10 protein-coding genes are annotated in these 12,571 nt (G+C 72.2%); 2 read left to right on the top strand and 8 right to left on the bottom strand.

Translation table 11 applies throughout. The features are described from left to right. Positions 1 to 54: 54 nt before the first annotated feature. The 4 genes from GTY67_RS31800 to GTY67_RS31785 all read right to left on the bottom strand — a co-directional run bounded on the left by GTY67_RS31800 (position 55) and on the right by GTY67_RS31785 (position 5,819). On the bottom strand, positions 55 to 1,098 hold the full coding sequence (locus GTY67_RS31800) for an alpha/beta hydrolase (protein ID WP_161281326.1): 1,044 nt from the start codon (positions 1,096 to 1,098) through the stop codon (positions 55 to 57). Between the two features lie 166 nt (positions 1,099 to 1,264). Beyond that, complete coding sequence (locus GTY67_RS31795) at positions 1,265 to 3,031, bottom strand: discoidin domain-containing protein (RefSeq protein WP_161281325.1); 1,767 nt, start codon at positions 3,029 to 3,031, stop codon at positions 1,265 to 1,267. Between the two features lie 137 nt (positions 3,032 to 3,168). Then, the gene (locus tag GTY67_RS31790) at positions 3,169 to 4,284 is read right to left on the bottom strand and encodes a DUF1996 domain-containing protein (RefSeq protein WP_093689544.1); all 1,116 of its coding nucleotides are present in this window, start codon (positions 4,282 to 4,284) and stop codon (positions 3,169 to 3,171) included. Positions 4,285 to 4,673: 389 nt separating this feature from the next. Then, the gene (locus GTY67_RS31785) at positions 4,674 to 5,819 is read right to left on the bottom strand and encodes a S1 family peptidase (RefSeq protein ID WP_161281324.1); all 1,146 of its coding nucleotides are present in this window, start codon (positions 5,817 to 5,819) and stop codon (positions 4,674 to 4,676) included. A gap of 297 nt (positions 5,820 to 6,116) precedes the next feature. On the opposite strand from GTY67_RS31785, the gene GTY67_RS31780 reads away from it, so the two are divergent. Next, entirely contained in the window at positions 6,117 to 7,148 is a 1,032-nt protein-coding gene (locus GTY67_RS31780) for a hypothetical protein (RefSeq protein ID WP_161281323.1), read from the top strand. Between the two features lie 6 nt (positions 7,149 to 7,154). On the opposite strand, the gene GTY67_RS31775 is transcribed toward GTY67_RS31780, so the two are convergent. From GTY67_RS31775 to GTY67_RS31760, 4 genes are all read right to left on the bottom strand, one after another. Next, complete coding sequence (locus tag GTY67_RS31775; RefSeq protein WP_161281322.1) at positions 7,155 to 8,672, bottom strand: carboxylesterase family protein; 1,518 nt, start codon at positions 8,670 to 8,672, stop codon at positions 7,155 to 7,157. A gap of 122 nt (positions 8,673 to 8,794) precedes the next feature. Beyond that, positions 8,795 to 10,270: a UDP-N-acetylmuramoyl-L-alanyl-D-glutamate--2,6-diaminopimelate ligase gene (locus tag GTY67_RS31770; RefSeq protein ID WP_161281321.1), complete on the bottom strand. Its 1,476-nt coding sequence runs from the start codon at positions 10,268 to 10,270 to the stop codon at positions 8,795 to 8,797. A 342-nt stretch (positions 10,271 to 10,612) separates the two neighbouring features. Then, entirely contained in the window at positions 10,613 to 10,753 is a 141-nt protein-coding gene (locus GTY67_RS31765; protein ID WP_161281320.1) for a hypothetical protein, read from the bottom strand. A gap of 108 nt (positions 10,754 to 10,861) precedes the next feature. After that, positions 10,862 to 11,764: a hypothetical protein gene (locus GTY67_RS31760; protein ID WP_161281319.1), complete on the bottom strand. Its 903-nt coding sequence runs from the start codon at positions 11,762 to 11,764 to the stop codon at positions 10,862 to 10,864. 215 nt (positions 11,765 to 11,979) lie between these two features. Here GTY67_RS31760 and GTY67_RS31755 point away from each other — a divergent pair, with 215 nt between their 5' ends. Continuing rightward, positions 11,980 to 12,552, top strand: a complete 573-nt coding sequence (locus GTY67_RS31755) for a DUF5709 domain-containing protein (RefSeq protein ID WP_161281318.1) — start codon at positions 11,980 to 11,982, stop codon at positions 12,550 to 12,552. Positions 12,553 to 12,571 lie beyond the last annotated feature (19 nt).

The raw sequence follows: 12,571 nt of genomic DNA, 5'->3' as shown, positions 1-12,571 counted from the left end.
TCCCTACGCACGAGGCTCCCGACCGTGGTGGTACGCCGCCACGGCCGGGAGTTTTCATGTGGCGAGGAGGACCTTCCGCAGGCGGGCTGCGAACGCCCGGGGGTCCTCGGTGAGGCCGATGTGCCCGCCGGGGAACTCCACCACCCCGGCGTCCACGTGCCGGGCCAGCCGCTCGGCCGCGACGGCGGGCAGGAGGGCGCGGGAGTCCCGCCCGACGCCGACGACCAGCTGGGCGGAGGCGGCCTTGAGGGCCACGAGGTCGGGGACGTAACCGCTGAAGGGGCAGAGCACGTGCTCCAGGAAGACGGGCAGGTTGGCGTGCATCCGCTGGAAGGTGGCGGCCTGGGCCGGGGTGGGGGCGGGGGCTCGTTCCGGGTCGGGGTTCTGCTCCCGGGTGGGGGCTCGTCGCGGGTCGGCCGCGTGCTCCGGGGCGGGAGCCTGTTCCAAGGTCGTGACCTGGTGCGGGGTCGGGGTCTGTTCCGAGGCGGGAGCCTGTTCGGCTGCGGCCGCCTCCTCCGGGCCGAGGGCCTCCCCCTCCGGGTCTGAGGCGGCCTCCCCCTCCGGGCCCGATGAGGACTCCTCCTCCGGCGCCAGCCCCGCCGCCATCGTGGCCATCGCCGCCGCCACCCCGTCCCGCCGGAACGCCTCCCGTACGGCCGCGAAGAGCGCGCGTCCCGCGTCCGGGTCGGGCAGCAGCGCGACCACGGGCGGTTCGTGCGCGACGACCCGGCTCAGCCGGCCGGGGTGGCGGGCCAGGGCGGCCAGCGCGACGACGGCGCTCGAACTGGAGCCGAAGACCGCGGCGGGAGCCCCGTCCGGCGACAGCAGGCCGATCAGCCGGATGATGTCATCCGCGTGCGTCGCGGGCGACTGGTCCGTCACCGGGCCGTCCAGCGGGCTGCGCGAGTAGCCCCGGGGGTCGAAGGTGGCCACCGTCCAGCGGTCCGCCAGGTCCGCCGCGATCGCGTCGTAGATCCCCGCGTCGGCGCTCCCGCCGGGCATCATCACCAGCAACGGCCCCTCGCCGCGCACCTCGTGGTGGAGGGTGGCACCGTCCACCGTGAGCAGACCCGTGCGTACGGGCGTCCTGTCGGTCATCGTCTTCTCCGTCCGGCGGAAGGCAGTGATCTTGTCGGAGCCGGAAGGGGCCCACGCTACAAAGGGGAAGGCCGTGGCGGCCACGGATTTCCGTGGCCGCCACGGCCTGTCCCACCGCACCGGCAGCGGGGAGAAACGGTGCGGCAGGTCTCGCCGTCCGGCGGGGTCAGCTGCGGTAGACGCCGAACTCGTAGAGCGAGTTGCCCCACGGGGTGCCGCGCTCGGAGGTGTTCACACGGACGTACCGGCCGCTTGCGGCGACTTCGATGTCGTCGATGCCGCCGTTGCCCGCGGTCTCGGTGTGGACAGTGGTCCAGTCCTCGCCGTTCTCAGAGGTCTGGACGGTGTAGCCCTTGGCGTAGGCGGCCTCCCAGGCCAGCTGGACGTGGTCGAAGGAGGTGGTGGTGCCCAGGTCGACCTGGATCCACTGCTGGTCGGCCCACTCACTGGCCCAGCGGGTGTCGAAGGACCCGTCGACGGCGTTGGCCGCCGGGCAGGGGCAGCCGGTGCTGTCCGCCTGGAAGGTCGAGGCCGTGGCGGTCCTGCCGAGCGCCAGGTTGTCCCCGTCCACCTGCGGCGGGACCACCTTGAAGGACGTGGTCTCGATGCCGACGTTGCCCTGCCCGTCGGTCGACTTGAGGTAGACCTTCCAGACGCCGAGCCGGTCCGGGGCGGTCACGTCGAAGGTGCCGTCGCCCCGGTCGGTGAACTCCGCCTCCGTCAGGCTGCCGTTGTCGTCGAGGTACTTGGAGCTGAACAGCACCTGGTGGCTGAGCGCGTCGCCGTCCGGGTCGGTGACGGAGGCGCTCACCCGGAAGGTCCGGCCGGCCGGCACGGCGGTGGCGTTGTCGACGGTGAACCCGCTGATGACGGGCGGGGTGTTGTCACCGGAGGTGGAGGCGCCGTACGCCTCCTTCACCGCGTAGTACGAGAGCCGCTTCTGGCCCGCGGGGAGCAGGTTGAACCAGACGCCCCCGAAGTCGTACTCGGTGCCGTAGTGGAAGAGCGTCGCCCCGAGCGAGACGCCCGGGTGGCCCTGGACGCAGTCCCAGGCGCTCTTGTACCCCGCCGCCTTCTCCACGTCGGTGGGCTCCTCCGGTACGCCGTTGGCGTCGTCCGGCACCTCCCACTCGCCGGCGGGACCGCCCTCGGTGACGATGTAGGGCTTGTCGTACCCGCCCTGCTCCCAGGTGGAGCGGATGTCGCAGACGGCGTCGTAGGAGTTGACGGCGTACAGGTCGAGGTCGGGCGCGTTCTTCTTGTAGTACGGCCAGGCACCGGTCCAGGCGTCGGTCGAGGTGACCGGGTGGTTCGGGTCGACGTCATGGATCTTCTTGGCGATCTCGTTGACGAACGAGGTGTACGCGTCGCGCTGCTGCTCCAGGGCCTCGCCGCTGTAGCAGTTCTGGAGCCCGAGCACCGACTCGTTGCCCACGTTCCACATGAGGACGCCCTCATGGTCCTTGTACGTCTCCACCCACCGGGGGAACTCGGCGAGCATGTCGTTCTTGTAGGCGGTGTCCGTCAGGTAGTTCACACAGCCGCCGCTGCCGGGGCCGCCGCCGGGCTGGAGCCAGAACCCGGCGATCACCTTGATGCCGTTGGCCGCCGCGCTGTCGAGGAGGGGCTTCGTGGTGGCGTCGGTGCCCCACGTACGGATCGTGTTGACGCCCATCGACTTCACATCGGGCATGTACCGATCGGCGTCCGCGACGGACGGGCCCCAGGTCAGGCCCTTCACGGTGTACGGGGAACCGTCCACGGTCAACTGCCAGTCGCCCTGGGACCCGGTCACCTTGACGACGCTGCCCGCCGCATGGGCGGCGGGCACCGGGAGGGCGGCCACGGCTCCGGCCAGGAGAGCGGCCGCGGCAAGGCGCGCGGTGGCCCGGCGCCGCATGCGGGGTGACCGTCGGGGAGGGGGGAGGTTCATGGGGGGAGTGCTCCTCAGTGGGGAAGGGGCTGGGGGAAAGGAGAGATGGGAGAGCGCTCTCCCCCGTAGGCAGGGTGCGCCCACGAGGGAGAGCGCTCAGAGGTCGGTCAGGCGGTCGACCCGGACGGCCGACCCCGTCAGGGCAGCTCGTAGTTCTCGTCCAGAGCCGCGCCCCGGCCGGGGTTGTTCTCGTCGTAACCCCGGGCGTTGCACTGGAGGCCGCCGACGACGCAGTGGTCGACCAAGGCCTTCAGGGTGGCGTCGTCCCAGGCGTTGAAGAAGTCGTAGTGGAAGGAGTAGCCGGTGCCGCTGGCCAGTCTCACCTGCGACATGTCCCCGTTGACCGGCCACGCCATCTTGAACTCGATCATCGGCAGGGCGACCGGGTGGCTCGCCGGGCAGACGTCCTGGTTGGCCCCCATCACGACCGGATAGGCCATGTGGGCCTTGTGGTCGGGGGTGTCCAGGTACTTCCCGTCCCAGCAACTGGGCGCCTGCATACGCAGGTTGAGCTGGGTGTCCGGACTGGTGGGGCAGGCCGCCGGGAAGTCGTAGTTGTGGTAGCTCTCCCCGCACTCGTACCCCTCGACCATGCCGGGGTGGTTGCGGAACTGCTCGGCGGTCTGGGTCGGGCTCCCGACGACGAACCGCAGCCCCTTGGGGAAGGGGCGGACGGTGCGGTAGTCGGTGACTCCGGCCTTGTAGTAGATGGTCTGCGGTCCGATCGGGCGGATCTCCTCGTTCCCGTTGTAGAGGGTCGGCATCCAGTACGCGGAGAGGTCACCCGGCGCCACGCAGGCCGTGCCGCCCGCACCCAGCGAGGCGGTGGTGCTGCTCGCGTTGGTGGTGTCGTTCCCCATGAACGTGTGGTCGTGCGACGCGCCGGCCTGGCCCGGGTAGACGATCGGGTCGTCCGGGGCGGTGTGGCTGACCGAACAGTTCGCCTGGAACTCGTGGAAGTAGCGGTGCGGCGGTATCTCCTGGGACGGTTCCACACCGGTTACCGGCGGATTCGCCGGGATGTAGCCGTCGCCGTCGGGGTCGTCCCCGAAGGCGACGGGCTGGGCGGCCGCCATCTTGTGCCCCTGCATCACGTGGGACGCCGCAGCGGGCTGATCGGCCGCGGCCGGAGAGGCGGCGGCCGTGGTGGCCCCGGCGTTCGTGATCGCGGTCAGCCCCAGGGCCACCAGGGCCAGGGCGGTCGCCACGATCAGCGCGGACACCAGGGTCGTTCTGTTGAGTCTTGTCGCCATGCGGACCTCCATGCCGCTCTGCATCCATGCACATCGGGTGCACGGTGGGGGGAGAGTTGAGCTGGGCGGTGCAGCCGGGAAGAGCCGCCGGCCCAGGGCGTCCACGAGGCCGGGAAGCGGCCGGGGACTGACTGGGAGAGCGCTCTCCAAGGCGGTGTCAGTGTTGCGTCGAGGCTGAGAGGGTGTCAATAGCTTGTGAACGATGCGCTGCGCAAAGGGCGTTGGGGTAACGCGCGGATGCGGCGGTGGATACCGAATTGCCCGGGAAGCGGAAGCCTGAGGACGCCCCGCACGCGGAAGCGGCCCCGCACGTGGGCGGGGCCGCTCGGGCACCTGTCGTACGCATCGAGGGGAGCCGGCCGTCCCGCCGGGCGGCCGGCTCCCCCGGATCACGCGGTGTGCAGCCTCAGCCCGTACCGGTTGAGGATCTCGTTGATCGGCTGGTACCAGGTCTCACCGCCGCTGGAGCAGTTGCCCCAGCCACCCGAGGTGACGCCCTGGGCCTGGTCGCCGCTGATGAAGGAACCACCGGAGTCGCCGCCCTCGGCGCAGACGCTGGTCTTGGTCATCTGGTGCACGGCGCCCTGGCTGTAGTTGACGGTCTCGTTCTTGGCGAGGACCCGGCCGCAGTGCCAGCGCGTGGTGGAGCCGGAGCGGCAGATCGAGGCGCCGATCGGGGCCTCGTTGGAGCCCCGGACCAGCTGGTCGGAGACGGTGCCCCAGCCGAGGACGACCGGAACGGTCCACCAGCCGCTGCCGACGTTCACCCAGGCGTAGTCGTCGCCGGGGAAGGACGAGCCCTGGAAGTTGCCGATGTACGAGTTGTCCCAGCCGCGGACCTGCTGCCCGGTGCCCCCGCAGTGCCCGGCGGTGACGAAGCCGCCGTGCACCGAGAAGCCGATCGAACAGCGGACGTTGCCGGTGTAGTACGGGTCGCCGCCGACGGTGCCCGCGGCGAAGGTCTGCGGGGCCTCGGCCGTCCGCTCCACGGTGACGGGCCCGGCCTTGCGGGCCTTGGCGACGAAGGCGCGGACATCGTTGTCACTCTGCGCGGAGTCGACGACGTTCACGACGACGCGGCTGGTGGCGGGGTCGACGCGCCAGCCGGCCACGCCCTCCGGCGCGCTCAGGGCGTCGATGCGCTTCATGGTGGCGTCGAGTCGGGCCGCCGAGTTCTCGACGATCCGGGTCTGCGCGCCGGCGGCCCGTACGGCACCGGCCTTGGCGGCGTCCGTGACCGCCACGGTCAGCTTGCCGGTCGCCGGGTCGAACCAGGACCCGCCGTAGGCGGAGCCCGCGACGCGCTGCGCCTTCGGTTCCAGGGCGGTCGCCGCCTTCTCCTGCGCCAGCCGGGTGCGGGCCTGGCCCTCGGTCAGGCCGAGGTCGCGCTGCATGGCGGAGAGCAGGGCGGCGGAGGCGGGGAGCTCCGCGGAGTCGGTGGGGGCGGCGGATGCGGTCGACGGACCTGCGGCGGTCCAGGCACCGAGGACCAGGAGCGCGGACAGACCGGTCCGCAGGACGGTTGCGTGTCTCAAGGGAGTGACCCTTCCTGTTGTTCCAGCGACGTGGGGGTGGAACGGGAGGCATCCGGGAGCACATCCGGATCGAGTCTTTGAGAGCGCTCTCAGATGCGTCGTCCCGGACTGTAGCGGAGTTCGATAGTCAGGTCCATGCCAATGACGGAGGCGGTGCGGAGGGGAGGTGCGGAGGGCGTACGGACCGTCCGCGAAGGTGCCGCACACCGACTTTGAGTAGGCGTACTCATCCGGCCTCACGGCTTCCGGTCCTACTGTCACAGGAACACAGGGCAGCACCACCCCGAGGAGCAGACCATGGCCGGATCACGCCGCAGCCAGTGGAGAGCGGCCGTCACCTGCGTACTGGCAGGTTCACTGGTGGGCCTGCTCGGTGCCTGCGGGGTGGTCACCACCAAGGAGGACCGCCGGGCGGCTGAGGAACTGGCCGACAAGCACTTCCCCGGCCAGATCAAGGCGATCGGGGCACGCACGCTCTTCCCGGGCACCGGAGGCTCCGAGGTCACCTTCGCGGTGGCCGACGACCGGGACGCCGTGGTCCGGCTGAACATCGACGCGGACAAGGGCACCTGCGACGGCAAGGAGTGCGCCGGGGTCCTCACGGAGGCGGTGGCGCGCGGACGGGCGGACGCGGCCGCGTACCGCACCCTGCGGGACACGTTCGACGCGTGCGGCTACGAAGTCATCGCCCTCGGCCCCACCGGGACGCCGCCGTACGTGGTGGCCGAACTGACCAACGCCACCGTGCAGCGGGTGCTGGCCGACATCGGCGGCTGTATCCAGCGCTGGGTCACGGCGAGCGCACCCGGCAGCCCGCTCGCGAAGGCAAAGGCCTCGTACGTGAACGTGATCTCCCCCGCCGTCGCCGAGAAGCGCAACCGGGGCAAGGACTCCTGGCCCACCCTGCTGCGCCTGACCCGGAGCAACCTGCTCGCCTCGCTCACCAAGCACACCTATCACTCGGCCAGTTACGACATCGTGGACGGGCGGGTGGACACGGTGGGCAGCGCCCGGGTGGTACGGCCGTTCAAAGAGAGCGAGGCGTTCGGGAAGACGGTCCAGGACGCCGTACGGGAGGAGCTGCGCGCCACGTACCCGAACGTGGTCATGAGCGACTATCAGTGGGTGTGGCGCCTGGAGCCGGGCCGGATCGACCGGCAGACCGGCTATCTGCTCTTCTGCCCCGAGCCGGGCGAGCGGGGACGCTGCGTCAACAGCGACGACGCGGTCCTGGTCACGGCGGACGAGCACGGCAACCCGGTGGGGAAGATCCGCATCGTGCACGACGTACGGGAGGGCAAGGGGGCGCTGCGGCTGCCGCCGTACTGAGGCGCGTCAGGGGGCCGGCAGGGGCAGGCCGGCCGCATCCCACAGATCACGGAACGCGCCGGTCTCCCGGGCTTCCTCCCCGGCCGTACGCCACACCCGCACCCCGGTTACGTCTCCGCCGCCGTCCAGCGGGGCCCAGCCCGGGTCCCCCTCGGCGGCGAACGCGGCCCAGGCGCCCGTCATGCGGTGCGACAGCTCGTGGTCGGCCGGGCCCGGCGGGCCGCCGATCAGGAAGTGGAGGTTCTCGTCGTGGAGGTTCCCGAAGGCGAAGGGGATGTCCGCGCAGTGCCAGGCCCGGACCCGTCCGCCGTCCCCGCCGCACCGGCGGTCGAAGCGGGAGAGGAAGGTCCGTCCGCCTGACCGGGCGTGGGCCTCGGCGAGCCGGCTGCTGTACTCGGCGAAAAGGAGGTCTCCGTACAGGGCGAGATAGACGTCGAGGACGGGAGCGGGGCCCGGCAGGCGGTCGCGGTAGGCGTCGACGAGCTGCGGTGGCAGGCCGAAGTCCTGGGCGAAGGAACCGAGTTGCTGTTCCGTGGTGACCTTGGCGCTGCTGCCCACCGCGTCCAGGAGCCAGTATTCCTCCGTGGTGTGGCAGACCAGCAGCTCCACCTCCGCGCCGGCTCCGGCGGCCCACGCCTCCAGCGGGTCGGAGGGCAGGAGAACCCCGTCGGCGACGGGCCCGTAGATCGCCGGATCGTAGTGGCGCTGCCCGGATCGGGGGTCCTGCCGGTACCGGTCGGCGACCTGGTCCGAGGCCGTCACCAGCGTCTGCGGCGGGGCGGCGAGCAGCCCCGCGCGGGTGGCGGGCACCCCGGCCGCCGCCGCGACCTCGGCGGTGGTGCGGGCGGCCTGTCCGACCGTGGCGCAGGCGTTCACGGCGCTGTGCACGATGGCGCGGTGGAAGAGCCCGCGCGCCCGGTCGGCCGCCATCAGGCAGGCCACGGAGGTGGCCCCGGAGGACTGTCCGGCCAGGGTGACGCGCCCGGGTGAGCCGCCGAAGGCGGCGATGTCGTCCGGTACCCATTCCAGGGCGGCGATCTGGTCCAGCAGCCCCCGGTTGTCGGGGCAGGCGGGCCCCACGCCATCGGCGGGGACATGGCCGAACCCTTCGAAGCCCAGGCGGTAGTTGAGCGTGACGACGACGAGCCCCCGGGCGGCGAGGGCGGTGCCGTCGAAGTCGGGCTGGGCGGAGGAGCCGAAGACGTACGCACCGCCGTGGATCCACACGAGCACCGGCAGACCGCCGGGCCCGTGGGCCGGTGACCAGATGTTCAGCGTGAGGATGTCCTCGCCCCCGGGCGACCAGGCCGGGGAGCCGGGCAGTTCGGCGGACTGGGGCGCCACGGGGCCGTACGCGGTGCACTCCCGTACGCCGTCCCAGGGCTGCGCCGGACGTGGCTCCCGGAACCGGTCGGCGCCGAACGGCGGTGCTGCGTAAGGGAGTCCGCGTACGGTGACGATCCCCGGGTCCCGCTCGGAGCGCCGGCCCCGTACCCGTCCCGCCCGCGTGGTGAACACGTCCACCGCTGCCGCTCCCCCGCCCTGCTCCGCCCGCCCGGTGGTCGGGCGTGCGGTGGCAGGATGTCAGCCGGGCCGCCCGTCGGGCCAGCGGCTTTCCGGCAAGGCGTGCCGGATGTCCGGCCCGCTTACTGGCCGATCAGTTCGCGCACCGTGGCCATGTCGCTGAAGGGCAGCAGCTCGTCACCGACGATCTGGTGGGGCTCGCTGCCCTTTCCGGCGATGAGCACGATGTCGGCCGGGCCCGCCGAGGCGAGGGCGCAGGCGATCGCCTCACGGCGGTCCGTGAACCGTTCGAACGGCGTGCCGGTCGCGGTGATGCCCGGTGCGATCTCGTCGAGGATGGCCTCGGGGTCCTCGTACCGGGGATTGTCCGAGGTGAGGACGCACAGGTCGGAGTGGGTACCGGCGATGGTGCCCATCTCGGCGCGCTTGGTGGTGTCGCGGTCGCCGCCGCAGCCGAAGACCGTGATGACCCGTCCGTCGGCGAAGCCCCTGATCGTGCTCAGGACCTTGTTGAGGGAGTCCGGCGAGTGGGCGTAGTCCACGATCACCGAGGTGCCCTCGGGGGTGTGGAGGCGCTCGAAGCGGCCGGGGATCTGCGGCATGCGGTCCAGCGCGTCGACCAGCCCGGCCAGGCTGTGGCCGAGCAGATGGCAGGCGGCCACCGTCGCCAGGGCGTTGGAGACCGAGAACCGGCCCGGGGACGGGATCGCCGCCGGGTACTTCCGGCCGTCGTGGTGCAGGGTGAACCGGGTCCCCGCGGCGTCCACCACCAGGTCGGTGGCGCGGTAGTCCGCCGGGACGTCCAGCGCGTACGTGGTCACCGCGTCGGGCATCAGCTCCCGGATGCCGGCGCCGACCGGGTCGTCCGCGTTGATGACGGCGCGCTTGCACAGCCCCTGGAAGAGGCGGAGTTTGGCGTCCCGGTAGTGCTCCATGGTGCCGTGGTCGTCGAGGTGGTCCTGCGACAGGTTGGTGAAGACCCCCACGTCGATGAAGGTCCGGTCCAGACGGTGGGTCAGCAGGCCCATCGAGGTGGCTTCCAGGACGACGCTGCCGGCCGCGCTGTCACGCATCCGGCTCAACAGGTACTGGAGGTCGGGCGATTCGGGGGTGGAGAGCGCGGAGGGCGGCATCGGGATCGGTTCGTCCCCGATCCGGCTCCCCGCCGTGCCGATCACCCCGACCCGGGCGCCCTCGGCGAGCCGCAGCACCGACTCGACCATGTACGAGACGGAGGTCTTGCCGTTGGTCCCGGTGATCGCGATCAGGTCCATCGCGCGGCCCGGCTCACCGAAGTAGCGCGAGGCGATGACGGCAGCGGCCTTGCGGGCGTCCGGCACCCGGATCGCGCACACGTCGCCCGCCGACGCGGGGAGGGGTGGGGCCTGGGCGTCGACGACGACGGCTGCGGCGCCGCGGGCGACGGCCGGTGCGACGGCGTCGGGACCGCCGGCCGCGTGGTCGGGTACCGCGACGAAGACCGAGCCGGGGGTGACCCGGTCCGCGTCGAACGTCGTCCCGGCGGTGATCCGCGTGCGCTCGGGGCTTCCCTGTAGTACGTGGTGGTCCTGCCCGGCCAGTAGGTCGCTCAGCTTCACGGTGGTCCCTTCGAGTGCGGCTCGGGCCCGTCTCTGCGGCCGTCGCCGGGCAGCGGCACGGGCGGGAGCGCCGTGTGCCGCGTGATGCGTGATGCGTGATGCGTGATGCGTGATGCGTGATGCGTGATGCGTGATGTAAGCGGTCAGGCGTGGTGCGTGACGTCATCAGTCAGATGCGTGACGCGATCAGCCAGGTGTGGTGCGCGTGATCGGTGGTGCCGGGGAGCCGACGGACGATCGCGGGTCCGGCGCATGCCGGGGGAGGTGGCTCCCTCCGGCGCGGAGAGGCCGGAGTCGTTCGTGGGAGGGTGGCGGGCCGGGCCCTGCGGACGCCGAAGATCGCTAGCCGTGGCCGTGCAGCGCGGTACGGCCCGTTCCGGGCGCCGCGTCGGCGGGCGCCGGTGCGGCGGCGGGGGCCGCGGCCGGGGGCAGCGCGGAGGCTGCCCGGTGCGGGCACTTCCTCGGTTCGGCGCTACGACCCATGAGCCGAGTGTACGTCCGGCCCGGGGTGCCCCGGCCCTCGCGGGGGCGGACCGGGGCACGTCAAGGCACGTCAGGGCCGTCGGCGGGCGGGGCGGCCAGGCGTACGGGTCAGGAGGCCTTCTCGACGAGCCGGACCGTGGAGAGGATCTTCCGCACGGTCGGATCGGGTACTTCGCCGGGGACACCGCGTACCCCGACGAACGTCCAGGACACGATCTCCCCCTTCGCGTCCTTGAAGGCGAACGCGGTCGCCGTGCCGTCGAAGTCGCACCGGTCCTTCACCTCGACGCCGGACGAGGTGGCCGTCGCGACGCTGCCGGTGAGGCCCGACTCCGTCGTGAAGGGCTCGGCGGGTCCGGTGGTGACCTTGTCCTTGTGCGGCTGGGCGTAGTTGCCGTACACCCACAGCCTCGCGTTCTCCCGGGCCGCCTCCCCGGTGCTCCGGGCACCGCTCTCGCCCCGGGAGCCGGCGGCGGCGAGCGCGGTCTCCTCCTTGGTGCCGTCGCGGTCCTCGTCGGAGAGGCACCACTTCTCCTTGAGGATCGCCGGGGCGGAGAACCCGACGAGCGGCATCTCATCGGGGTCGCTGTCGTCGGCGACGTAACTCACCCAGGTGGTCGGCTTCGGCGCCCACTCGACCGGTACATCGAAGGCGATGTCGCGCTTGGCGTTGACCACGGTCTTCCAGCCGGAGACGAGGGGGCCCGCCGCCTCAGCGGGCGCGTCGGACGGGGCGAGGGAGTCCGCGGGTGTCGGGCCGACCGCGGGCTTCTCCCCGTCGCCCCCGCCGAACACCAGAAAGGCCGCGATCCCGGCGGCCGCCACCACGGCTGCGGCCGCGCACACGGCGACGACCGCGGTCCGGCGTCCGCCGCCCCGCGGGGGTGACGGCAGCGGGTGCGCCGGCATCCCGGACGGGACGGTCGGTGCCGCCCACGGAGGGGGCACGGGCCCTGCGTACTGCTGGGGGTGGGGGTGTTCGCCGCCGGGCGACTGCGCTCCGTTCGTCATGGGAGGCAACCCTATGCACGGGCCCAGTTGGACAGTGTGTGCCCCCAGTGCCGGGGCTTTCGGCCCCCGTACGGCAGGGGGCCGCGACCTCCGTACGGACCCGGCCGGCGCACCACGGCGGAGCGCCGGATTCCGATCTTCCCTTTGCGGCCGGAGCGGTACCGGAGTGGAATTGCGTACAGGGGACAGTGGTTCTCCCGAGGAAAGGACGCGCCATGAGCGACACCGACTGGGGGGACGACGTCTACCAGCCCCAGGAGCCGGAGGCTTCCGACCCCGATGAACAGCTCGGCGCCGAGGACACGCTGCTGGACCCCTCGGGCACGGGCGACCCCCTCGACGAGGGCTACTCACCGCCGGACCGGCCCTGGGTGGTCGAGGGCCTCGGCACCACAGCCGCCGAGAGCCTCACGGGCGAGTCCCTGGAGGCCCGGCTGACCAGGGAACTTCCCGAGACGCCCGGGTTCACCGGCGACGGTGTGGGAGACCTGGCGGGCGGGGACGGCGAGCTCTGGGACGGCAAGGTCGGTGTCGCCCGCGCCGGGCGGCTGACCCAGCAGGCGGACGGCAGTGTCCCGGCCACACTCACCGCCAGCGACGTGGGCATCGACGGCGCGGCGGCGTCGGCCGAGGAGGCCGCGATGCATGTGATCCCCGAGGACGGGGACGACGACGCCCTGCTGGACGGTTCGCTGCCGGACGGCGCGCTCGTCGACGGGGCTTCCCAGGACGGCGGCTCTCGTGTCGACAGCTCCCCCGCCGAAGGCTCCTCCGCCGACGGCACGTGAACGCGCCCGTCCCCCGTCC

This window comes from Streptomyces sp. SID8374 (genome assembly GCF_009865135.1).
Classification (GTDB): Bacteria; Actinomycetota; Actinomycetes; order Streptomycetales; family Streptomycetaceae; genus Streptomyces.
Note: the sequence above shows the minus strand (reverse complement) of the source record. Positions and strands in the feature narration are given on the sequence as shown.

Coding starts and splice junctions, on each gene's coding strand:
- GTY67_RS31800 (WP_161281326.1), bottom strand. CDS start 1,098: ATGACCGACAGGACGCCCGTACGCACGGGTCTGCTCACGGTGGACGGT.
- GTY67_RS31795 (WP_161281325.1), bottom strand. CDS start 3,031: ATGAACCTCCCCCCTCCCCGACGGTCACCCCGCATGCGGCGCCGGGCC.
- GTY67_RS31790 (WP_093689544.1), bottom strand. CDS start 4,284: ATGGCGACAAGACTCAACAGAACGACCCTGGTGTCCGCGCTGATCGTG.
- GTY67_RS31780 (WP_161281323.1), top strand. CDS start 6,117: ATGGCCGGATCACGCCGCAGCCAGTGGAGAGCGGCCGTCACCTGCGTA.
- GTY67_RS31765 (WP_161281320.1), bottom strand. CDS start 10,753: ATGGGTCGTAGCGCCGAACCGAGGAAGTGCCCGCACCGGGCAGCCTCC.
- GTY67_RS31760 (WP_161281319.1), bottom strand. CDS start 11,764: ATGACGAACGGAGCGCAGTCGCCCGGCGGCGAACACCCCCACCCCCAG.
- GTY67_RS31755 (WP_161281318.1), top strand. CDS start 11,980: ATGAGCGACACCGACTGGGGGGACGACGTCTACCAGCCCCAGGAGCCG.